The 22,344-nt window shown below is 51.6% G+C and carries 18 protein-coding genes; 7 read left to right on the top strand and 11 right to left on the bottom strand.

Annotation, left to right across the window (positions count from 1 at the left end; genetic code table 11):
- Nucleotides 1-239 precede the first annotated feature (239 nt).
- Both QWY20_RS11935 and QWY20_RS11930 read left to right on the top strand, forming a co-directional pair.
- Nucleotides 240-1,127, top strand: a complete 888-nt coding sequence (locus QWY20_RS11935; protein WP_330129237.1) for a LysR substrate-binding domain-containing protein — start codon at nucleotides 240-242, stop codon at nucleotides 1,125-1,127.
- Nucleotides 1,128-1,233: 106 nt separating this feature from the next.
- On the top strand, nucleotides 1,234-1,731 hold the full coding sequence (locus QWY20_RS11930) for a hypothetical protein (RefSeq protein WP_330129236.1): 498 nt from the start codon (nucleotides 1,234-1,236) through the stop codon (nucleotides 1,729-1,731).
- Nucleotides 1,732-1,795: 64 nt separating this feature from the next.
- Here the strand turns inward: QWY20_RS11930 and QWY20_RS11925 are convergent, their stop codons facing one another.
- Nucleotides 1,796-1,966, bottom strand: coding sequence for a hypothetical protein (locus QWY20_RS11925; RefSeq protein ID WP_330129235.1), 171 nt, complete (start codon nucleotides 1,964-1,966; stop codon nucleotides 1,796-1,798).
- A 176-nt stretch (nucleotides 1,967-2,142) separates the two neighbouring features.
- Between QWY20_RS11925 and QWY20_RS11920 the strand changes: the two genes are divergently transcribed.
- Nucleotides 2,143-3,474: a PQQ-binding-like beta-propeller repeat protein gene (locus tag QWY20_RS11920; protein WP_330129234.1), complete on the top strand. Its 1,332-nt coding sequence runs from the start codon at nucleotides 2,143-2,145 to the stop codon at nucleotides 3,472-3,474.
- A 1-nt stretch (nucleotide 3,475) separates the two neighbouring features.
- Here QWY20_RS11920 and QWY20_RS11915 read toward each other — a convergent pair whose 3' ends face one another.
- From QWY20_RS11915 to QWY20_RS11905, 3 genes are all read right to left on the bottom strand, one after another.
- On the bottom strand, nucleotides 3,476-3,904 hold the full coding sequence (locus QWY20_RS11915; RefSeq protein ID WP_330129233.1) for a GNAT family N-acetyltransferase: 429 nt from the start codon (nucleotides 3,902-3,904) through the stop codon (nucleotides 3,476-3,478).
- Between the two features lie 89 nt (nucleotides 3,905-3,993).
- Complete coding sequence (locus tag QWY20_RS11910; protein ID WP_330129232.1) at nucleotides 3,994-5,214, bottom strand: amidohydrolase family protein; 1,221 nt, start codon at nucleotides 5,212-5,214, stop codon at nucleotides 3,994-3,996.
- A 195-nt stretch (nucleotides 5,215-5,409) separates the two neighbouring features.
- Nucleotides 5,410-6,408, bottom strand: coding sequence for a serine hydrolase domain-containing protein (locus tag QWY20_RS11905; RefSeq protein ID WP_330129231.1), 999 nt, complete (start codon nucleotides 6,406-6,408; stop codon nucleotides 5,410-5,412).
- A 184-nt stretch (nucleotides 6,409-6,592) separates the two neighbouring features.
- Here QWY20_RS11905 and QWY20_RS11900 point away from each other — a divergent pair, with 184 nt between their 5' ends.
- A complete protein-coding gene (locus tag QWY20_RS11900) occupies nucleotides 6,593-7,573 on the top strand; it encodes an alpha/beta hydrolase family protein (protein WP_330129230.1) in 981 nt (326 codons plus the stop codon).
- Here QWY20_RS11900 and QWY20_RS11895 read toward each other — a convergent pair.
- Entirely contained in the window at nucleotides 7,570-9,015 is a 1,446-nt protein-coding gene (locus tag QWY20_RS11895; RefSeq protein ID WP_330129229.1) for a winged helix-turn-helix domain-containing protein, read from the bottom strand. The two genes, QWY20_RS11900 and QWY20_RS11895, sit on opposite strands and share 4 nt — an antisense overlap.
- A gap of 249 nt (nucleotides 9,016-9,264) precedes the next feature.
- Here QWY20_RS11895 and QWY20_RS11890 point away from each other — a divergent pair, with 249 nt between their 5' ends.
- Nucleotides 9,265-10,014 carry a MipA/OmpV family protein gene (locus QWY20_RS11890; RefSeq protein ID WP_330129228.1) on the top strand — a complete coding sequence of 250 codons (750 nt, stop codon included), beginning with the start codon at nucleotides 9,265-9,267 and terminating at the stop codon, nucleotides 10,012-10,014.
- Nucleotides 10,015-10,096: 82 nt separating this feature from the next.
- Here QWY20_RS11890 and QWY20_RS11885 read toward each other — a convergent pair whose 3' ends face one another.
- The 5 genes from QWY20_RS11885 to QWY20_RS11865 form a co-directional block, all read right to left on the bottom strand.
- The gene (locus QWY20_RS11885; protein ID WP_330129227.1) at nucleotides 10,097-10,624 is read right to left on the bottom strand and encodes a hypothetical protein; all 528 of its coding nucleotides are present in this window, start codon (nucleotides 10,622-10,624) and stop codon (nucleotides 10,097-10,099) included.
- A 124-nt stretch (nucleotides 10,625-10,748) separates the two neighbouring features.
- The gene (locus QWY20_RS11880; protein ID WP_330129226.1) at nucleotides 10,749-12,245 is read right to left on the bottom strand and encodes a winged helix-turn-helix domain-containing protein; all 1,497 of its coding nucleotides are present in this window, start codon (nucleotides 12,243-12,245) and stop codon (nucleotides 10,749-10,751) included.
- Nucleotides 12,246-12,295: 50 nt separating this feature from the next.
- A complete protein-coding gene (locus tag QWY20_RS11875) occupies nucleotides 12,296-13,921 on the bottom strand; it encodes a serine hydrolase (RefSeq protein ID WP_330129225.1) in 1,626 nt (541 codons plus the stop codon).
- Nucleotides 13,922-14,243: 322 nt separating this feature from the next.
- Nucleotides 14,244-14,468 carry a hypothetical protein gene (locus QWY20_RS11870; protein ID WP_330129224.1) on the bottom strand — a complete coding sequence of 75 codons (225 nt, stop codon included), beginning with the start codon at nucleotides 14,466-14,468 and terminating at the stop codon, nucleotides 14,244-14,246.
- Between the two features lie 200 nt (nucleotides 14,469-14,668).
- Nucleotides 14,669-17,500, bottom strand: coding sequence for a TonB-dependent receptor plug domain-containing protein (locus QWY20_RS11865; protein ID WP_330129223.1), 2,832 nt, complete (start codon nucleotides 17,498-17,500; stop codon nucleotides 14,669-14,671).
- Between the two features lie 258 nt (nucleotides 17,501-17,758).
- Here QWY20_RS11865 and QWY20_RS11860 point away from each other — a divergent pair, with 258 nt between their 5' ends.
- Both QWY20_RS11860 and QWY20_RS11855 read left to right on the top strand, forming a co-directional pair.
- Nucleotides 17,759-18,892 (top strand): sensor histidine kinase, encoded by a 1,134-nt coding sequence (locus QWY20_RS11860; protein ID WP_330129222.1) that lies wholly within the window; start codon nucleotides 17,759-17,761, stop codon nucleotides 18,890-18,892.
- Nucleotides 18,889-19,647: a LytR/AlgR family response regulator transcription factor gene (locus QWY20_RS11855; protein WP_330129221.1), complete on the top strand. Its 759-nt coding sequence runs from the start codon at nucleotides 18,889-18,891 to the stop codon at nucleotides 19,645-19,647. Before QWY20_RS11860 ends, QWY20_RS11855 begins: the two co-directional genes overlap by 4 nt.
- A 46-nt stretch (nucleotides 19,648-19,693) precedes the next feature.
- On the opposite strand, the gene ppc is transcribed toward QWY20_RS11855, so the two are convergent.
- A complete protein-coding gene (gene ppc / locus QWY20_RS11850; RefSeq protein ID WP_330129220.1) occupies nucleotides 19,694-22,324 on the bottom strand; it encodes a phosphoenolpyruvate carboxylase in 2,631 nt (876 codons plus the stop codon).
- Nucleotides 22,325-22,344: the final 20 nt, after the last annotated feature.

Genomic DNA, 22,344 nt, shown 5'->3' with positions numbered 1-22,344 from the left:
CAGTTCAGTGTACGCCATCCTGCAGGGGGGAGATCAAGCTCCAGGGCTTTTCTGCGACTAGGCCCCAAGAAAAAACGACCAGCCCCGGCTGCACCACGTCGGTGATACGCACCAAAAGAGTGCACCGACAACGCGAAATTTGCTTAACATTAAAACAAAAAAACAGCCCTGACAGAAAGGCACAAGTCTTGCTGTACCTTTTCGGCTACCATTGTCCAAATGACTATCAGGAGTTTGTAATGTCGACACGCCTGCCGCCCCTGCGAGGCCTGCGCTGTTTTTGTCTGGCTGCCGACAATCTCAGTTTCAAACATACCGCCGAACAGCTGTACATCACCCCATCGGCGGTCAGCCATCAGATCAGGCAACTGGAAGAGGATTTGGGCCTAAGCCTGTTTGTACGAAAGACCCGGGCGCTGGAGCTGACGCCGGCTGGCAAGAGCTTTTATCTGGCCATTCAGCCTGTGATGCAGCAGCTGGTACATACCATCAGCGAGTTCAGTCAAAATGCCGGCAGCAAGGAGGTCAGTATCAGTATGCCGGAGTTTTTTGCCAGCGAACTCTTTATGCCACGTTTACGGGGTTGGTCGACGCAATATCCAGCTATCAACTTGCGGGTGGATACCGTGAAGACCCGCAGCGATCCCAGCCGCCCAACCGATGTGTCCATTATCCTTTCTGGCAGTCCGCCGCAGGCAGCCCTGTGCCATGAGCTTTTTGCCATCAGTTACCAACCCGCCTGCAACCCCAGCCTGTATGAGCAGTGCAGCCGGTTGGGGCTAGATGCACTCAATCAATTGCCCTTGCTGCTGCATCAATCCCGGCCCCATGCCTGGCATCAGTGGGCCGAGTTTGCCGGCATCGAGCATTTTCGCCCCAAACAAATCCTGCAGCTCGACAGCATGTTTGGCATGGCGCGTGCGGCAGAGCAAGGATTGGGCATTGCGCTGATCCCGATGCCGATCAGCCAGGCCTGGTTTCATAGCGGCGCTTTGGTCGCTCTGTTTGATGGCAGCTGGACTACCCGGGATAAGTATTACCTAATCCAGCACCGGCAACAGCCGGAGCGGCCAGAAATCCAGTGGTTGATTGACTGGGTGCTGGCCAGTTTTGAGCAGTACAGATGAGTTTTGCTCAACCATCGGTCTTTTTTTTATCGTTTGTAGGATTAGAGGGTAGTCTCTACAGTTAGGGCTGTCAGCACCTTTGGCTGACAGCAACTGGAGAGTCACCATGAACGCGAAATATTCTATGATTGGTTTACCTGTGGCAGCTTTACTGCTTGCCTGCTACGCAGGCTTGGTGAGTGCCAGTAACCTTTATCAAATGGCCATTGTTGAAACAACGCCAGGCGCCAGCGCGATCCAGCAGGGCGATGCGGCAACAGGCCTGAATACCTTACAAACTAGCAAAGCCGATACCGATGCCTTTGCCAGGACCATGGCGCTTTGTGTCGCCAATACCCAGCTGGCCGATATCAGCGGTGCCAGCTCGGCCTGTACCCGCGCCATCACTCTGGCTCGCAGCCAGGCGCAGGCTTCGGCAGCCGAGCGACGCGAAATGCAAGCGCTGGCACTCAGCAACCGCGGCGTGATGCACTGGGTGGCGCAGGATTTAGCTAAGGCACAACAAGACTTTCAGCGTGCCGCCAAACTAAGCGACAGCGAACTGGTACAACACAATTTACAGCAGTTTTCCAGCCGACTGGAAGGCCTGACTGCTCAGCGTTGATATCATTACAGGGAAACCAGGCCCGGCAGGATGCCGGGCTGGTTACTGTTACATCATAGGATTGTTACATCAACAGCGGCCACACCACCGACTCGGCCGGTTTAACCGGGCCCAGAGTGCAAACCTTCTCATCTTCCCCTACCGGCATGCTGGCAACATGGTCATGCCAGCCTGCCCGACACCCACTTAGTAGTCCCAGACAGATGATTGCCAGCCTTGCATAGCGCTTTGTCATCGCATGGCACCTTGGTTCATCTTCATCACTGCAAGATGCACCCTGAGCGGATAAATAGTCCTGAAGCTCACTTAAACCATGCCTTAAGAAAGCTAAAGGCACGATTTAAGGCGGTCTTCAGGACATAGCCGCCAACTGCCAGCAGACTGTCCGCTCCTTCTAATGGAGTTCAACCTATGCAAACAATCACACACTATCTACTGGCGCTGTACCTGCTGAGCCATAGCTTGCTGCTATCGGCTAATGAGCAAAGCGGCTTCAAACACAACACAGACCGTAACAGTTATATTCATGCCTCGATTCAGGGTTGGCAGGATAAGCCCGACTGGCAGCTAAGATTACCAGGCCTGGTGGTCAGCTCACCGGTGATTGCTGGCGATACCCTGTTGCTGGCCTCAGAAAATGGCAACCTCTATGCATTGAACCACCACACCAAAGCCATTCAGTGGATTTTTCCAACTGGAGGTGCCCTGAGTGCTACCCCGGCAGTACATGGCAACACCGTCTATCAGCTCAGTCTGGATGGGAGCTTTTATGCGATTGATTTAATCACCGGCCTCGAGCTCTGGCGCTTTAACACCCTAGGGGAACAGCGTTTCGCCGGCTGGAACTACCTGGGCATTCAAGCCGATCATCCTGTCATCGATCCCTGGGATTTCTTCCTGTCGTCCGCACTGGTTCACGATGGCGTGGTGTACTTTGGCAGCAGCGATCAGCACCTGTATGCGCTGGATGCCGATACCGGCAAAATGCGCTGGGCCTTTAAAACCGGTGGGATGGTACACAGTTCACCGGCGCAGGCGGGTGAGCTGGTACTGGTTGGCAGTTGGGATGGCGCACTGTACGCTCTGGATAGACACAGTGGCGAAGCGCAATGGCGCTTTCAGACAAACACCGAGCAAAAGTTAAAAGTCTGGTTCGGTATTCAATCCAGTCCGGTGGTGGATGGCGACCGTGTTTATATTGGCTCCCGCGATGGCTACCTGTATGCCCTTGATCTTCAGACGGGTGCTAAACAGTGGCGTTACGATGCGGAGCGTTCCTGGATTGTTGGCACCCCATCGTTTGATGACCACAGCCTCTATGTCGGCACTTCGGATAGTGGCTGGTTACTGGCACTGGACAAAACAACGGGGCAAGAGCGCTGGCGCCACCGTACCTTTGTCTGGACTTTCAGTTCCCCTGTGGTGTTCAACGGCCAGGTGCTGATCGCCAGTATGCGTGGTGATATGTTTTTGCTGGATAGCAGCAGTGGTGAGCTGCTGCAAGGTTATCGCACCGAGACAGCGACAGCAGACAGCTATCAGGTGATGCAGGCAGAAACCGGCCGCTTCGATTATCAGCGCCTGGTGCAAAACGACTGGCGCCACGATAGCTACGCCATTATGCAGCGTATCCTGCACAATGGCGGTTTTCTGGCAACGCCAACCGTGCACAACCACCTGCTGTACATCACCAGTACCGATGGCGTCTTGCTGCGCTTTCCTTTGCTAACCGCCAAAGAATGACTCAGGGATAAGCCAGCGTCAGCTGCCAGGCCTGTGTCTCCGGATGCAGGCCACGTTCTTTCAAGCGACAACCAAAGCGGTAATAAAACCGCAGTGCATCAAGGTTTTGTTCAAATACATCCAGCTCCAGCAAAGGCTGCAGTTGCGTCACATGGGTAAGCAAAGCCCAGCCAATGCCCTGCCCCTGTTGCTCCGGGGCGACAAACAAAGCCGCCAGCTTATGCTGCACAACGGAGGCGAAGCCAGCTAAAGGTGCAGCAGGTGAAGGTTGATACACATAACTTTTGGCCTGCGGCAGATAATGCTGCTGCATCGCCAATTGTTGCTGCTGCCAAAAATCAGCCACTATAAAGGGATGCGCCTGGCAGGATGCCCGCAACCAGAGCTCAGTCAGCTCAGCAAAGTCATCCGGTGTTGCTTTTCGTATCATAGAAAGGTCCATCAAGTCACTTCAGAAGCGGCAGCTTGCATCAGACTCACTTAATTAGCTGCTTAAATCTGTTGAAGAATACTAAAACGCTAATCCAGCAACTGACCTTGCCGCATCTTTAATTGAATACGTCGAAGGGCCGACCAGTCTTCCAGTGGGTTAGCATCCAACACCAGCAAACTTGCTTCGTACCCCTCCGCAAACCGGCCCAGAGCCCGCCCGGGAAACAGAAAGCGTGCTGTGTCCGCTACCAGCAATTGCAATAGCTGCGGCTTGCTAAAAATAGCCAGGCTATGCAGATAATCCACCTCGGCCAACACATTGGCATCAAAGCGATCCGACCCCATCAGGATGGGCACCCCGGCTTGCAACAGGCGCTGCAGATTTTGCCGCTGCAATGCCTTCACGCGCTCCAGCTGTTCTGGTTGGCTGGCATAAAACAGTGGGCTGACACCAGCCGTAGCAACCAATGGAATTTGTTTGTCTGCAGCCATTGCAATGGCTTCATCGCTTAGTCGGTACAGTTCTGGCGCATAGCCCTGCCACCACTGATAACCAGGCAGATGGGCAATCAAATCCACACCGGCTTCCACCGCCAGAGCAAAGTCTGCCGCCGACTCGACATGCGCGGCTACCCGCACCCCTTGCTGCTGCAAAAAAGCCACCAGCGGCTTCACCACCTCTGGCTGCAAACCATTGACACCAAAGTAGCGCTGCTCGCCACGACGCTCTGAGCGCTCATGATGCACCAGAATAATCTTCGCCCAACGGGCCTGATTTTCCGCGAATAATGGCCACTTGGCAGCAATGTCGTCCAGGGTGTCGATCACAATAAAGGACTGGTCATAGACCTCTTCAGGGCGGACTTCAGGCTGGCCCGGCTCTGTGCGCAGCGCCATGCGTAGCGGATGGCCATCGGAACTGGAAATGCAGGCCCCAACCAGCTCGATATCCAAGGTCAGCTCTGCCAGCACCGCTTGGGTATCGCCATAGCTCTGATGGCTGCCACACATCATCAAGCCATAAAAGACGCCATCCTGCAGATAACGCTGATGAAAGTTCTGCGCCAGCCAGGGGTTTTGCAGGTTGTGGTTGTGCGCTTCGGCATAAGGGGGCACCACAAAGCCCCCTTGTAAATCCACACTTCGGTGGATTTCAGCAGGTGTCTGCTGGGTCAGCACACCATCCCGCACATACCAGGTCTGGGCAACAAAGGTGCCCTCCTGATACCAGTGACCATTCAACAAAGCAGTCGCTGCCAGGGAGGGGCCTGCCAGCAGCAAAGTAAAACACATCAGTAAGAAACGCATCGGGTTTGCTCCAAATCGTCCCACGTTAAACAATACCTATTGTAATGCTCATCGCCGCTGAACATTGTCACCGATTGTAAGACTTTATTGCAGAAATAACTGATTACAATTGCATTCGTTGCTTTATCAGTGCATTCGAATGCCAGTCAACTGCAAGCAAAATATGGCAGGGTGCAGCCCTTCTGACCGTCTGTATTACTGAGCCAGATAATCAGCCAACTGGGCCATCAACTCTTTAAAGTCCTTGAATGCATGCTCATTGCTGCCAGGTTGCTCGGTTCGCTTAAGCTGTCGTACCCCAACCAAACTCAACTCTGGGACCACAACAATGTATTGCCCTAAATAGCCATCTGCGTAATACAATAACTTGGTGTCACCTTGGGTTGTTTTGTATTCATGACGCCACCAGAGCAACCCAAGTCGTGCACTATAGGGCTGGCTTTGTGCCAGCATCTCTTCAATGAACTCGAAGCGTATAAGCGATTGCTCACGCCAGCTACCGCCATTTGCTACGACAAGTCCGAATTTGGCTGCATCGGATGCGGTAAGCTCCAGCCCAGCCATAGCATGTGGATTACCGGCACTATCATAGTAAAATTTGTACTGCTCAATCCCAAGCGGTTCGAAAAACTCAGCCATCAGGAATTGATCCATAGCAGTACCCGATGCCTTTTCAATAATTCCTGCCAGCAGATTGACGGCTTTATTGTTATAGCGAACCTTTGAACCTGGCGGCTCACTCAACTCTGCAGCCAGAGCCAATTTGATCACATCGGGGCTTGGATAAATTTCTTCGCCTGCATTCATGACATCTTGTAAACCTGATGTGTGATTGAGCAAGTGGCGCACTGTGATGCTCGCTTTATCACCCTGCCTCCACTCAGGATAAAAACTTGAAACAGGCTCATCAAGTGAGGTTAACTGCTCATTGAATAGCAACCGGCCAATGGCCATTGCCACGATCGACTTATAAGCAGACATAAGCTCTATTGGCTGCTCGCTCTTTGTTGAGGTATAAGACAAAAGCTGTTTATCACCCTGTAAAATAAGTACCGCATCGGAGCGCGTATCAATCGACCGCTGCTTAATGTCCATCAAAATGCTTTGTAGATCCCTCATAGACTCAGCTTGCAGCCAGGTCGAAGGTAACAAGCAGATTGCCATGAGAACACTTAGAATTATCAACCTATTCATGTCCGAACTCCTCTATCAATTATTCCGCGGGAATTCTAAACCTGGCCATGCAACGGCTTAGCATTAAAGCTTATTAAGTCTTCCAAAAAGCAGATTTAACTTGCTACGACCAGAGTGGTATAGAAAATAGCCAGCAACCCAGGCTGAACGAAACAAACCAGCCTTTTGCTTCAGGAGTTTACTTATGTTCAAACAGACTTTGGCTATTGTGATTATGCTGACGGTAAGCCTTGCTATTGCACCAGCCCAGGCCAATACAGCAAACGCAACAAGCACTATAGAACGGATCCCATTTAAAGCGCCGAGCGAAGGTTATTTACTGGATGGCTATATGGTCCGTGACCACACCATTCGCAAGAAGCAACCAGCGATTATTTTTCTGGTTGGTTCTGGCACAGGATCCACCCTTAAAAACTACCAAAGCACTACGGAGTTCTTTTTCGACCACAACCTGGTCGAACAAGGATTCACCATGGTGTACTTTGATAAACGGGGCTTAGGTGATTCCGAAGGTGTCTGGTACAGCACCAGCTTTGAGCAAAGAGCGCTGGATGCACGCAATGTCGCGCTTCACCTGCAGGAGTACGACTTTATTGACCATGAGCAGGTGTTTGTCGTGGGCCATAGCCAGGGCGGCTGGATCGTACAGATTGCCCTGGCAGAGTATCCGGAAGTGTTTGCCGGTGGCATCAGCATGGCCGGACCAACCTTTGGCGTGCGGCGGCAAATGATTAATGATGCCGCCAGCATACTGCAATGCAAGCAAGGCTTGTCGCAGCAAGAGGCTGAGCGTAAAGCCAGCCGTCAAGTCAGCCGCAATCTGTTCTTCATTTCGCTGGTGGGCTGGAAAGGGAATTTGCGCCAATTGAATCTGATCAAAGATTTCGAGCCAGATGCTTACCTCAAAGCCATTCATCAACCGTTTTTCATGATGTTTGGCGAAAACGATCCCTTGGTTAGCCCGGCATGGAGCCTGCAAGCGTTGGATCGTCTTTTCCCCGACCAGCTGCCCGATAACATCAGCTATTACGTTGCCGCAGGCGAAGAGCATTCGTTTAAAAGAGCGCCTTCCTGTTATCAGGGTAGCTGGCGTGAGCTTTCATTCTCCACACAGAGCAGAGACCAAATCCGCCAATGGCTAGAGGCCAATACACAACCGAACTAACGCGCCAGCATCGCCTCTGAGAGCTGAATGCTCTGCAGCCAGTTGCTGAACACCGGACTCTGATGCAAGGGGGCATACACAGGATCGACGGCCGCCCATAGCAAAGGGATCTGCCTGAGGGCTACGGCTTGCTGAAAAAGCTGTTCAGCTGTTTCCAGGTCACCGGTTAAAATGGCGTAGCGTGCCCAGGACAAGGGAGGCCGGTAATGACCAATATCGTCGGTAAACTCATGGGCCAGTAAGTAACCAAATACCGCCGGCATGCCCTCGGTTTGATAGAGTGTGCTGACCTGCTGCAGATGACCACGGCCTTCGTCACTTTGCTGCAATAACCAGTGCAATGACTGGAAAGTGTGATCGTACAAACCAAGCTCGTAACTGATACGCAGTGCAGAGCAATGCCACATCTTGGTTTGTCGCTCAGTCTGGCCAATGCGCTGCAATTCGCGCCAGGCCTCATCGGTATGGCCACTCAGCTGGTAGGCCCAGGCCATCCCCGGAAAGGCATACAGATGGGGCAGCATTTGCAGCGCCCGGTTGGCCAGTTCAAAGGTTGCTTCAAACTGGCCATGGGCCAGCAGCATTTCGCCATAGGCGTAATAGAAATTTGCATCTTCTTTAAGTTGCAAAGCCTGCTCAAAATAGGCCGCCGACTGAGCATAGTCTGAGCGGTGCCAGAAATGAATGCGTGCCAGCCAGCTCCAGGCCTCGGCATGCTCAGGCTGCAGCGCAACCACCCGTTGCAGCAAGGCATTCAGTTCGGCAAAATGCTGCGGCTGCTCTGGCAAGTCATTGCCCAGTAAGCGGATCTTTAGCCAGGCCAGATGCCAGTACCCCTGTACCAACTCCGGGTCCTGCAGCAACAGCTTCCGCCACTCCTCCAACAAATCAGGGATCTGTGCACGCTCAGCCTGCTCCGACTGCTGTATCAACCGCTGCAGTGGTGTCATGTCTGCGCTAACTCCGGCATCCTGCTGGGCCATGGGCTCAGGCTCTTGCAACAGCCAGGGCAACGCCAGCCAACTCATCAGCAATACCGTTGCAAACAAAGGCCAGGCTTTCAGGATAGAACCACCTTTGGCCTCTGATGTTGCCTCCTGCGCAGCATCTTCAGCCTGGCGTACAGAGGCAATAAACTGATACCCAATACCAGGAATAGTCTTAATCAGGGTAGGTTGCTTGACCTGCTCACCGAAGACTTTACGCAGCTTGCTGATGGCGACCGTCAAGCTGTCTTCATTCACCACCTTGCCCGGCCAGTTGTCGGTAATAAGCTGATCTTTACCAAGCACCTGTAGTTCACGCTGCACAAAGTAGTCCAACAATACAAACAGCTGATGCTCCATCTCATACTGGACCCCATCTTTTCGCAAGATATTACGGGTTGCATCGAAATACCAATCATCGTTCAGCCAAACTGGGCGACTTGCATTGTGATTCATGATCCTACTCATTGTTGGAACCCGAAAGCAGCCTGGCAGAGCCCTGGCTGGGCTCATAGCTGAGACGCGAATTCTGCTGTTGCTCTGACTCTCAGCCAGTTAAGAATTCTGAAGACCATGCTTCAAAATGATTCAGAGCATTTAATAAGCCAGCTGCACACCAGTTCTCTACAATCCGCGCTCCCGGCCTGGCTCATTGTGTATACCAGGCCACCTTGATTTAATCAGTATACAGTAACAGGACAGCCTATGAAATCTATGACTCTTTGGACAGCGGTGGCCATGATCATCACTGGTAAATTTATAGCAGCGCAGGCTGCCGAACGCGAGCTGGGTATTGGCATGATTCACTATGCCACCCCCTACAAAAGCGTTACTTCGGAGCAATTTGTACTCCCCTGGTTCAGCTATCAGGGCGATCGATTCAGTATTCATGGCTTGGAAGCAGCTTACCAGCTGAATAAGAACCAGCCGATCCGGCTTTCCGCCAGGTTAGCCCCGGCTGCGGGTTACTTTGATCCCAAAAAAGCCAGCGATCCAGCGATCAGTGCTCTGGATAAACGCCGCTTCAGTTACCTGGCAGGCATTGAGCTGGCTTATCAATACGGCGATTACCATACCAAAGCCTCGCTGATGACAGACATCACCGGGACTCACCATGGAATGACCTCGGCCGTAACAGTGGGGCGCGCTATTCAGTGGGATACCCTTGGTTTAGTCGTTGTGCCAGAACTCAGTGTGCATTACTGGGATAGCAAGATCGGCAATTATTACTTTGGCATCAGTGAGGCCGAATCGGACCGAACCGGATTGCGCCACTATCAGGCCAAAGGCCGTTTTAGAGCGCAATCGGGCATCACCCTGATAAAAGCAACGTCCACTAACAGCAAGCTGATTGTCAGCAGCCAGTTTGCCCGCTTCATCGGAGAACATCGTAGTGAGATGGTAGACAGCCAGAGTTTTTACACCCTGGTAGCCGGCTGGGCTTACACATTCTGATATCAAGCCGAAACATGCAGCAGTTGGACTGCATCAGGGTGCTTTGCTTGTGCAGCAGCATTTAGCTAAAGTCACACCTGAATTATTTTTCGAGCACCTGACTGCCACCATAGCGACTATTTTGCTGAAATGCCTCAACTTCAAGTGGGGCATCAAAATAGCCGTAATGCTCAATTTGACGCAAGTACTCCACGACAAACTTTTCCAGCGACCCAAAACGCTCAACTTGCCTGACATGCATCAGCTCATGAGCCATTTTACCCATATCATCAAATACCTCCTGGGTGACCGCTATACTATAACCAAATATCTGCGCATTACCTTTGATGTCTGGTCCCCATAGTTTCCGTTGCTTTCCCTCACGGTACAATTTAGGTAAAGCCATAGGAGTAGGGATTTCATCGACAATAAGTATTCTGATCTTGTCTGGTCGAGTTATGCCAAGTTCAGCTGCGACTTGCTGCAATTCTTTGGTTAACGGCTTGCCATTCTCATAAATAGAGTCATTAACTTCATGCAGCCATAAGGTCAGATTTTGCTCAAAGTCAGATGCAAGAGGATTCCCATGAAAGAATAACGCTAACAGCAGAAACCTTTTTAGAGTTTTCATACTTCCTCAATCGAATGCGCTTTGCTGCACTAATAAATAGCAAAGCACATGGCAGCCACTATGTAAACTTATCGGTAGCTAAATGCATAACCCCATCAAAGAGCCGGCTTAGCCTTGTATAACCTTAAAACCTATGCTCCAGGAATAGGCAAACATGGCTTTGCTCCTGAAAATCACCCAACTGAAGCGTTTCCAGCCAGCGATGAAAGGGAGGGCTGCAGTGAATAGGCTGGTAAAATGGATCCACAGCCGCCCACAATAGCGGAGCCTGCCGGATAGCTGCCGCCTGCTCAAAATACTGCAGAGCAGTTTCGTTTTTATCCGCCAGGATCGCGTAACGCGCCCAGGATAAAGGTGGCCGGTAGTGGCCGATATCCCCGCTAAATTGCACACCAAGCAAGTAGCGGTAAACCGCGGTGAGTCCCCCTTGATGAAAATGATGCTCTACTGCAGCAAGCTGTTCCTGCCCTTCATCCGTTTGTTGCAACAACCAGCGCATTGAGGCAAAGCTTTGCTGATCAAGCCCGAGTTCATGAGTAATCCGCAGCGCTGAGCGGTGCCACAACCCGCTGGCCCGCTCCGTTTGCCTGATGCGCAGCAATTCTTGCCAGGCCTCTTCGCTTCTGCCGCTCAGCTGATAGGCCCAGGCGAGCCCGGGAAAAGCAAAATCATGCGGTCTTAGCTGCCGCGCCTTGTCCACCAGGGCGATGGTCTCGTCAAATTTGCCCCGAGCCAATTGCATTTCGGCATAGCCATAGTAGAAACCCGCATCTTTTTTGAGCTGCAGCGCCTGCTGGTAATAGCTGGCAGCTTGCGCATAATCCGCCTGGTGCCAAAAATGCAACCGCGCTAACCAGCTCCATGCTTCTGCATGCGTGGGTTCCAGCGTCACCACTTTTTGCAGCAAGGCGTTCAGTTCGCCAAAGTGCTGCGGTTGCTCAGGCAACTGCTGACCCAGCAAACGTATTTTTAACCAGGCCAGATACCAGTACCCCTGCACCTGCTCTGGTTCTGCAATCAAAAAAGTGCGCCACTGCGCTAAAAGCTCTGGGATCTGGCTAAGCTCAGCCTGCTCCGATTGTTGCGTTAACTCCTGCAGTATGACTAAATCTTTCTTAGCAACCGCATCCGGATGCATCGTGTGCGAGGGGGCGGGCTGATGCAACAGCAGTGGCACTGCCAGCCAGCTCATCAACAATACTGCAGCAAACAACGGCCATGCTCTAAGCAACGAAGCGCGATTCGATTGGGCTGTACTGAATTCTGTCACATACTCTGCAGGCTGCACCTGACCAATAAACTGGTAACCGACACCAGGTATGGTTTTAATAAGACGGGGTTGCCTGGCTTTTTCACCAAAGACTTTGCGCAGCTTGCTGATGGCGACCGTCAGGCTGTCTTCGTTGACCACCCGTCCTGGCCAATTATTCTGCAGCAGCTGGTCCTTAGACAACACCTGCTGTTCACGCCGGATAAAATAGTCAAGCAACACAAACAACTGATGCTCCATGTCTTGTACTGTGCCATCTTTTGTCCGCAAAATGTTATGCCTGGCATCAAAATACCAGTGCTTGTTTAACCAGACCGCTGAATTATCGCAACTTCTCACAGTGTCACTCATCGTATCCAATCACTGCGCTCATCTCAGAACGCAGTAGCCAACGTTATTAGTTATATTTTCGGCGCGCGGAAGGTCTGCCCACCTTGCAAAAGGCGCAACGCTGTCACTGCGCCGGTTTCGTCTTGTTCGAACTCAAACTCCACCGCATCCGTGATCGATATTAAATGCGTGGCGGATAACGCAAACACCTCACCGGCATTTTGCCCGGTACCCTGAATAAATAATCGATTGTCTTCCGTAAAAACGTGCAGCGAAAAAGTTTCAGCCAATTGATAAACACCGGTCAGTGCTTTGAGCTGGGCAGGGGTTAAAGACACGGTATTCAAAGGCGCAACCTGAGCCGTTTTCCGCTGAGAACGGGACATCACCCCTTCCCTTTGGTGCAGTTCGAGCGTGCCATCTCCGGTTAAAGCCAGATAACTCAGCCCTTCTTCGTAATGCAGGTATCCGGCTGCTGAGGGCTGCAATGGCCACATCCGTCCAGCACCCCGACGGATATAGAGCTCATCATTAAACAGTCCAATGGTTCGCTCCACGCCATGCTCGTCCAGATAGACGCCCACCCATTGCTCTGCCATGTCGCTGGTTAAGGCAACCAACTCCGGCTGAGGGAACGGCTCATTTAGTGCCATCGCCGCGGCCTGCACTGCAAGCTCGCGTGGGTCGGTTTTACGGCTGTTGGTTAAAATAGCGACCATAATGCCTTGCTCCGGCATAGTCAGGACCGCACTAAAGTAACCATACATATAGCCACCGTGCTCAAACGAAGGACGTCCACGAATAGAACGCACTTCCCAGCCCAGACCATAACCGGTAGCAGAACCATTGCTTAAGGTGTGAGAACTCAGCGCCTGCTGCAGACTCTCTTTTGCAATCAGCTGTCCGCTAAAGAGGGCCTGATCCCAGCGCAGCAGATCATCCAGAGTACTGGCCAGTGATCCTGGCCCTATCATGTGCGTCATGCTGACAAAGTCAGCCAACCGGTATCCTGAGCCGTGCGGGATGTAGCCGCGGGGCATCCCTGGGATCACAGTGTAATTGTCCAGCTGATAACTTTGTTTCATGCCTGCCGGAGCAAACAACCGCTCAGTCACATAGTCGCCATACGACAGACCCGACAAGTGCTCAATAATTTCCGCCAACACCAGATAGCCGGAGTTGCTGTAATCAAAGTGCTGATCAGGGGCAAACTTAAGCGGGTAATGCACATAATGTTGACGCATCTCTGATAAGGTAAAGTCATTGCGCCAGTGTTCACGCCACTCATGCCGTGCAATGTAGTTTTCAAGCCCAGAGGTATGGCTTAGCAACTGCCGGATAGTGATTGGGTGGGATAACTGCGGAAAATCCGGCAAATGCTGCTGTATGGTATCATCCAGCGTTAGTTTCCCCTGCTCCATCAGCTGCAAAATGGCAACCGAGGTAAACTGCTTGCTCACAGAACCGATGGGGAACACCATATCATCCGTTATCGCAACATCCAGACTTAAATCTGCTTTGCCGAAAGCGGCCCGGTATAAAGTCTCACCTTGCCGGCTTACCAACACCACAGCGCCGGGCTCATCGGCTGCAAAATGCGCACTGAACAAATCACGGTAACTTGCTTCTGCTGTGATGGCTGGCACACTGATACTTGCTACTGTCAGGCAGATGCCTGCCCATATACTTACATTCATGTCTTGTCCTTTATCGAGGGTTCATCATAACGAAACCGTCATAATCAAACTTCATGCCAAATTTAATTATTATCAAAATCAATATGATACATTAAGCCAACTGTGACTAACCCGATTGCATTGGTCGGAATCACCAACCAATGGGTCAGATTGACCAACAAGCGAGCATAAGGTTGGTATGCAGTGTGCTGCTTACGAAGTCGGGTACTAGTTAAGGGTTCTGAAGAAATCACTTCATCTACCAAGTAAGGTTATTTAATCGCAGGTGAAGCCATCGCTGCCTCTTAAAGGGTGATCTTCACGTGGCTTTCAAACTGAGTACTCACATCAGCAATTGCCAGTCGGTGTGATAGGCGGCAGGATCGCACTGCAAATACCAACGGGCAAACAACCCAGCTTCCGGCTCCATACAGCATGGGGCCAGTGCGTGCCCGGTTGTTTCTTGTTGCATTCGCCCATCGCCCTGCCTCATCAGCAGCACAATGATCAAAAGTACAATGAAGCTACTGGCAACCAATGCAATCCGGCTCTGTTTGTGCGTTATCATAACTTGCTCCAATGGCTGTTTTATCGCTTATTCTGTACCTAAATGACTGTAAAGATCTGCCGTAAAACGAACCGATTTGGTAACAAAATTTAAGGAACTGCTGTCTTTTGTCACCCCTTGACACACATAGACTGCAGATATAAGCGGGGGCAAACTTTACAGTCTGCCCCCAAGCGTACCGCCTTGCTTTACGCTATCAATCAGAATGATGCTCTCAGGCCAAGGTAATAGTAACGACCGGTAATATCATAAGCTTCTGACACTGTATTAGTCCCTGTTCCAGCATACTGGGCATTTTGGCCTAGTAAAGGCGGCTTTTTATCAAAGACATTATTCATACCCGCATAAATATGTATTGACTCTGTAAACTGATAACCAAGCTGCAAGTCGTGATATACTACAGCCGGTACGCTATTAGCTTCGTCATCAAAACGGCGGCCAGTACCCCAGTCGGTACTTCTTTGAGGTTGATCAGGTCGCCCACTGTAATTTGAGTGCCAATACCGCATACGCCAAGCAGCGTTAAAGTCCTTAACCTTATAATTAAGATTCAGAGTTGCCCGATGACGTGGGTACAATGTCTCACCTGCGTACTTATTAACTTCACCATCTGCAATGCTTGTTAAGTTATACTCATGCAAATAGGAATACACCAAATCTGTAGTTAGGATTCCATAGGAGCCCAGCTCCATTCGATAACGGACTTCCGCATCAAAACCTTCAACGTCGATATTGTTTTCGTTGGCTGATGCTGTACTTACTTCAATCAGCACTCCATCCTGATCACGACGTACAAGACCTCCACAGCTTGGATCAAAATCGACAGCTTCAAAGCAGCGACGTACAACCAACGTACGTGTAGTTCTGGCAATCGCATCTTTAATAGAGATAGAGTACCAATCCACCGTTGCTGATAGGCCATCCATAATTTCCATTACAGCGCCCAAGCTATAAGTTCTTGCGGTTTCTTCCTGCACATCCGGATTACCGCCAATAAAGCCACCTGTTGATTGACTTTCTGTCTGACTTAATACAAAACCAGTTTCTGGAAAGGCGGCTGCGCGAGCAGCAATTTCTGAAATGGATAAGCAGTTCTCAGCCACGGTGCCAGTATCACCCACTTTGGTACCGTTGCATGGGTCCGTCACTGTTGCAAATGTCTCGGTGTTCCCTGCATACAAGTCAGAAACATTTGGAGCACGAACCGCATCTGCAGCAGAGGCACGTAACTTTAAGCGTTCAAAAGGAGTGAATTCAACACCAAAGTTCCAGGTAAATATATTACCCACTGTGGAGTAATTACCATGCCGGACGGCAGCATCGATTGCCAAGTTATCCAGAACTGGCAGACGAGCTTCGATAAAAGCATCTTTTACCGTAAAACTACCATTGGTTGGAAACTGTCGATTTGACGAAGTTCCTCCAGTTTGAGCCAAATCACCTGGCTCCTGACGACCGAGCTCTTTACGGTACTCAATGCCAGCCGCAAGACCAATAGCTCCACCCTGTAATTCAAAATCCAGCTCGCCAGATAAAACAGTACCAATAACACGCTGTTCAACCAGCCCAATGGTTTTTGAAGGTGCAGATAGATACTCAACGGCTTCGGATGAGATGGTATTTTCGCCAAATAAATTAAATGGAACACACCCCTGAATTCGAGCAGTTTGATCACGACAGATAATTTCACCATCCCGCTCAATCAGATCAAGCGCAAAAAGCGCACGATCCATATTCAGCTCGCCCCAGCTAAACTGGTTGGACACGGTCTGCCCCCAATTGATGTGGGTATCTAAACGCCAGTTGTCATTGATAAACCAATCTAAGCCGGCAACAAATCTGGATGAAGTTCGAGTTGCATCTGAACCTCGGTCACCGAATTCAGTTAACCGCCGTCCAAACGCAGAAAGTTGATTCAGGTCGGTGATATCATTTGCCAATAAATTGTCTTTGAGTAACTGAGGCATAATGAGTGAACTTTCAACATCATGACCACCCTCACCACCACGTGATTTTAGCCAAATATCCAGAACATTGAGAGGCGTTGGCTCAAAGCGCGATGATGAGTCGACCTGCATCCAATTAAATTCAGAATAAAAGTTCACGCTATCACTTAGCTCTTGCTGCAAATTAGCAGCAAAATACTTTCGTTCCAAAGGAATAATTAACTGACGACGTGAGCCTCGGTCGTACTGATCATCGCTAGTAAATACCTCACCATCACCACGAAAATTTGGCTTACCTGTTCCAGTATTTAACCATCCAATGGGGGCATATGAAGATAGAACCGGCACCCACTCACCATTAACCAAAGCCATATCAGTCGTCTGGTCTGGGCGGTCTGGTCCATCTATCCCCTGATCGTCATGGTAGCCAAATGAAAACCATGCTGAGCCAGAGTTCCAGCTACTTCCGACCGTCAAGTCAAGATCTAACCGCTCACGATCATTTTTTGCCGACTGTGAAGCCTGTACATTTAAAGCTGCACCTTCAAAATCACTTTTAGTTATAATATTGATAACGCCAGCTACAGCATCAGAACCATACACAGCCGAAGAGGCACTTTTCAGGATTTCAATTCGTTCAATCGTGGATGTCGGTATCATGTTTAAATCGACTGCATAGCCCACTGATGGTGCTGAGCCCGAGACAAACCTGCGCCCGTTAACCAACACAAGTGTTCTTGCTGTACCTGCATTGCGCAGAGCTGTGGTATTTAAGCCTGATGAGTTCAGTGAAAAAGTCGAATTGGACTGATCCGTGCCCGCAATTGCAACTGGCGTTTTTTGCAGTACATCAGCCACGTTGGTAGCGCCGGTGAGGCGAATTTCTTCCGCAGAAATAACAGTAACCGGTACTGAACTCTCAAAATCGGTCCGCCTGATGCGTGAACCTGTGACCTCAATACGCTCGACCCTGGCTTCGCTGTCCTCTTGCGCCAGCGCAGGCGCAGCAACCAGACTCAGGCTGGCGGCTACAGAAGTAAGCAATCCCGTACGGATTGCCAGCGTTAATTTATTATAGCTTTTCATGTAATTCTCCCATGGTTGCAGACAAATGCTTGTCCAGCTGGGGTGCCGTATTCGCACCTGCCTGCAGAAACTAAACCTGAGAGTTCCCCGGCTCTAGTGCTATTCCACCAAAGGGAGCTGCATCGTGATCGAATGGGGGCATCACGTCATGAACGTTTTTCGCGGTTCGGCGGCTGACTTAATTGCCAGGGCTGAAATGGTGGCGTAGCGGTGCGAAACAGAATTCCATTCCTGCTGGCTTTTGCGTAAAGTAATTTGATGAAGCGATCCTCTGTAAAGACAGCTGGCCTGTCCTGGCTACCCCCACTACGTTGGTTTTTACTGGCGAGCCTGGCTTATTTGCTGGTCACGCTGATTGCCACCAGTCATAATTACCACTCCCTGCTCAGTATGGGCGTGCAACGCGACTGGAGCCTGGTGTTTGCCAGGGTCGCTCCCAACTGGCTGGTCTGGGCACTGCTAACGCCTTTTATTGTGCTCTTTACCCAGCATTATCCCTGGAATGATGCCAAACGCTGGCAATCTCTGCTGACACAAATCATTGCTGCGGTCCTATTTCTGGCACTGAACTGGTTATTGATTGTCAGTTATGTGTTCTGGCTGCTCAATCCGGAGCAACAGCTGAGTTTTGCTGATGCATTCAGTCGGTACTTCGCCAATCCCTTCCATATTCACTGGGGGGTGTATCTGGGTACCGTCACTGCCTGTTTCCTGCTGCAGTATTACCGCAGCTTTCATCAAAGCCAACTTCGCACACAGCAACTGGAAAAAGGCTTGTTAAAAGCTGAGTTGCAAGCACTCAAATCCCAGTTAAACCCGCACTTTTTATTTAATACCTTAAATGCCATTGTCAGCCTGATCCGCACCGAAGATAAAGCCAAAGCCTTACAAGCGACCAACCAGCTTAGTCAGCTGCTGCGCTTTGTATTGCAGACCCAACAACAAGAAGCAGTGCCACTGCGGCATGAGTGGCAATTTATGGAATTGTACTTTGCCTTGCAGCGGCTACGTTTTGGTGAGCGTTTGCAGCTGGATATTGAACTGGATGAACAACTGGACAACTGTCTGGTGCCGCCACTGTTGTTGCAACCTTTGTTTGAGAATGCCATAGAGCACAGCAGCAAGCTGGTCAGTACCACCACCGTGATTGCGATCCGGGCCCGCCTGGAGCCTAAGCAGCAAATGGTGATGGTACGAGTGCGGAACAGTTATGCATCGCATAACCCACGACAGGGTTTTGGCATTGGACTGAGCAACACTCGCGCCCGCTTACAGGCATTCTTTGGCCCCTGCGCCAACTTACAACATGGCCAAAGTGGGCCGGATCAATACAGCACTACGCTGCGCTTTCCAATGCAACTGGATACAAAAGACGCTGGAGTTACCCGATGAATTATCGCTGCCTGATTGTCGATGATGAGCCGCTGGCCCGCGCCAGCATTCGCTATTTGCTGGCCGAGCAAGCTGATATGGATATTGTTGCTGAAGCAGAGAATGGACAGCAAGCGCTGGAAGCCATCGAGCAGTTGCAACCTGAGCTACTCTTTCTGGATATAGATATGCCTGGTATGGATGGGCTGGAACTGCTGCAACAACTGGAGCACCCACCGGTGGTGGTATTTTGCACTGCCTATGCCGAGCACGCTGTCACCGCCTTTGAATTATCGGCCCAGGACTATCTGTTAAAACCCTTTACTGATGAGCGTTTTTTGCAGATGCTCAGTCGTTGCCGCCACAAGCTGCAACAACGGGATAGCCTGACTTGGCAACAACTGCAGCACATTTCGCAGCAGTTGGCGACAAAGTCTGGCTATAAGGAAAAGATCATCATCCGCGATCCTGGCAGGGTGAAAATCATTCAGGTAAACGATATCAGTTGGGTAGGCAGCTCAGGTAATTATGTCGAGTTTCATCTGCAAAACGACGAACGCAGCTATCTGCTACGCGAAACCATGACCCGATTGGAGCAACAACTGGACCCGGCCATCTTTGCCAGAGTGCACCGCTGCACTCTGGTACGAAAAAGCGACATCATTGAGCTGCGGCCCGGCGACAAGGGCGATGCCACTTTGGTGCTAAAAAGCGGCCAACTGCTGCAAATGTCCCGCAATTACCGCCAGGTGCTGCAAGAATTGTTTGAGTCGTGAACCAAGGCCCCGGAATCGCATTGATGCCGTCCCGGGGCGGGCCCGGTTAGCCTGAGTTCCGCATCCCCGCCGCAATACCGGCTATGGTCACCATCAAAGCCCGCTGGATTGATGGGCTCAATTGCCCGGACTGGTTTCTTTGCCGGTGCAATAACTCCACTTGCAGTAAATGCAGCGGATCAACATAGGTGTTGCGCAGCATAATGGACTCGCGGATCCAACTTTCATTTTCCATCAGCTCACGATGCTGCGTCAGGCTAAGCAGTAATTGCTGATCATGCGCCAGCTGCTGACGCAGTTGCTCGCCAAGCCCATGCAGCTCAGTGGGCACCAAGCGCTGATCATAGTAAGCTGAAATAGCAGCATCGGCTTTTAAAAACACCATTTCCAGCATGGATAAACGGGTAGCGAAGAACGGCCATTGTTGCTGCATGTCAGCCAGCACCTTTTGCTCACCGCGATCAAGCACCTGCTGCAAGGCATTGCCAGCGCCCAGCCAGGCCGGCAGCATCAGGCGATTTTGCGACCAGGCAAAGATCCAGGGAATAGCACGTAAGCTTTCGACCCCACCTTTGGGGTTGCGTTTGGCAGGCCGGCTGCCCAGCGGCAACTGGCCCAATTCCTGCTCTGGTGTTGCCGCCCGAAAATAACGCACAAAATCCGGATGCTCGCGAACCATAGCCCGGTAAGCCTGACAAGAGCTTTCAGCCAGCTCCGTCATCACCCGGCGCCAGCTGTCTTTGGGTACCGGAGGTGGCAACAGCATACCTTCCAGCACAGCACTGGCATACAGACTCAAACTACGTTCAGCCAGCTTGGGTAAACCAAACTTAAAGCGGATCATCTCGCCCTGCTCGGTCACGCGGAAACCACCATCCAGGGAACCTGGGGGCTGCGACAAAATGGCGGCATGGGCCGGCGCCCCACCGCGGCCGATGGTGCCACCACGGCCGTGGAACAGAGTCAGCTGCACGCCAGCATCGGCACAGACCTGCACCAAGGCCTCCTGGGCGCTGTACTGTGCCCAGGAGGCAGCCAGCACCCCGGCGTCCTTGGCCGAGTCCGAATAACCAATCATAACTTCCTGCTGGCCCTGAATGTAACCACGGTACCAGTCAATCGCCAGCAACTGTCGGATGCAATCCGGTGCCTGCTGCAAATCACTTAAGGTTTCAAACAAAGGTGCCACCCGCATCGCAAAACCGATGCCGGCTTCTTTTAATAGTAGCTGCACCGCCAACACATCCGACGGCTTGCCCGCCATCGAAATCACATAGGTGCCCAAAGCCTCTTCGCCATGGCGTGCCACCATCTCGCAGGTATCCAGTACCTCCTGTACCTCTTCGGATGGCTGCCATTGCTTTGGAAAAAGCGGCCGGCGATTGGGCAACTCACGCAGTAGGAACGCCTGGCGGTCGTCTTCACTCCAGGCAGCGTAATCACCCAGCCCCAAATGGCGGGTCAGCTCGCTGAATACCCCGGTATGGCGGGCCGCGTCCTGGCGGATATCGAGCTTTAACAGCGTCACCCCAAAGCAATAGACCCGGCGAATGGTATCCTGCAGCCGGCCATCGGCAATTTGTGCCATGCCACATTCACGCAAGGAGCGATCGCACAGCAGCAAAGGTTCCAGCAATTGCTCCTGCTGCCAGATTAGATCGGCTGGGCGCTGCAGCCGGTCCCGGTTCAGCGCTTCGGTCAGCCAATCACGGGTATAGGCCAGTTGTTGTTGCAATTGTTTGAGTACTGCCCGGTAGGGTTCAAAGGCGCCGTCACTGAGCTGCTGCAACTCATCGTTGGCCTGGTTCATCGACAGCTCTTTGCTGAGCACATCCAGGTCCTGCATAAACAAATCGGCGGCTTTCCAGCGGCTTAACAGCAGAACCTGCCGCGTCACTTTGGCAGTAACAAAAGGGTTGCCATCGCGATCCCCGCCCATCCAGGAGGCAAAACGCACCGGCGTGGCCGCAAGCGGCAGCGCCTGACCAGCAGCATCACGCATCCAGCTGTCCAGCTCGCGTAAAAAGGCCGGCACCGCCTGCCACAGTGAGCTCTCAATGATGGCAAAACCAGATTTGGCTTCGTCCACCGGGGTTGGTCGCTGCTCACGAATTTCATTGGTAAACCACAGCTGAGCAATCAGCTCCTGCATACGGTCTCGCAGCCGCTGCTGCTGGCAATCAGCACGTTGTTGCTCCAGCGCAGTTAAACAATCGGCGATTTCTGTCAGTTTGTGGATCACGGTGCGCCGAGAAACTTCTGTCGGATGTGCTGTCAACACCAGCTCTATCGCCAGCTTATCCACGGCTGTGGCGATTGCTTCCGGACTTAACCTGGCCGCCTGCAAATGCCTTAGCATTGCCTGCAAGGGTGCAGCTTGAGGATCTTCCGCCAGTACTTCCTGACTGGTACTGTGCTGCTGCTCGGCCAGATTAGCCAGGTTTAAGAAGTGCGCAAAAGCACGGGCAACCGGCAACAGCTCTTCATCGCTTAGCGATTGCAGCAACTGTTTTAATTGCTGCTCACGACCACTGTCACCAGCCCGCGCTTCTTTGGAAAGTTGGCGAATTTGCTCAATACGCTGGTAAACATCATCCCCTAAGTGCTGCCGGATCAAATCGCCTAGCTGAGTTCCCAGTAAGCCGACATTGGCCCTTAAAGCTGCATAATGCTCCATGACTCTCTCCACACTGCCTA

Source organism: Alkalimonas cellulosilytica (assembly GCF_036325985.1).
GTDB lineage: Bacteria > Pseudomonadota > Gammaproteobacteria > Enterobacterales > Alteromonadaceae > Alkalimonas > Alkalimonas cellulosilytica.
Note: the sequence above shows the minus strand (reverse complement) of the source record. Positions and strands in the feature narration are given on the sequence as shown.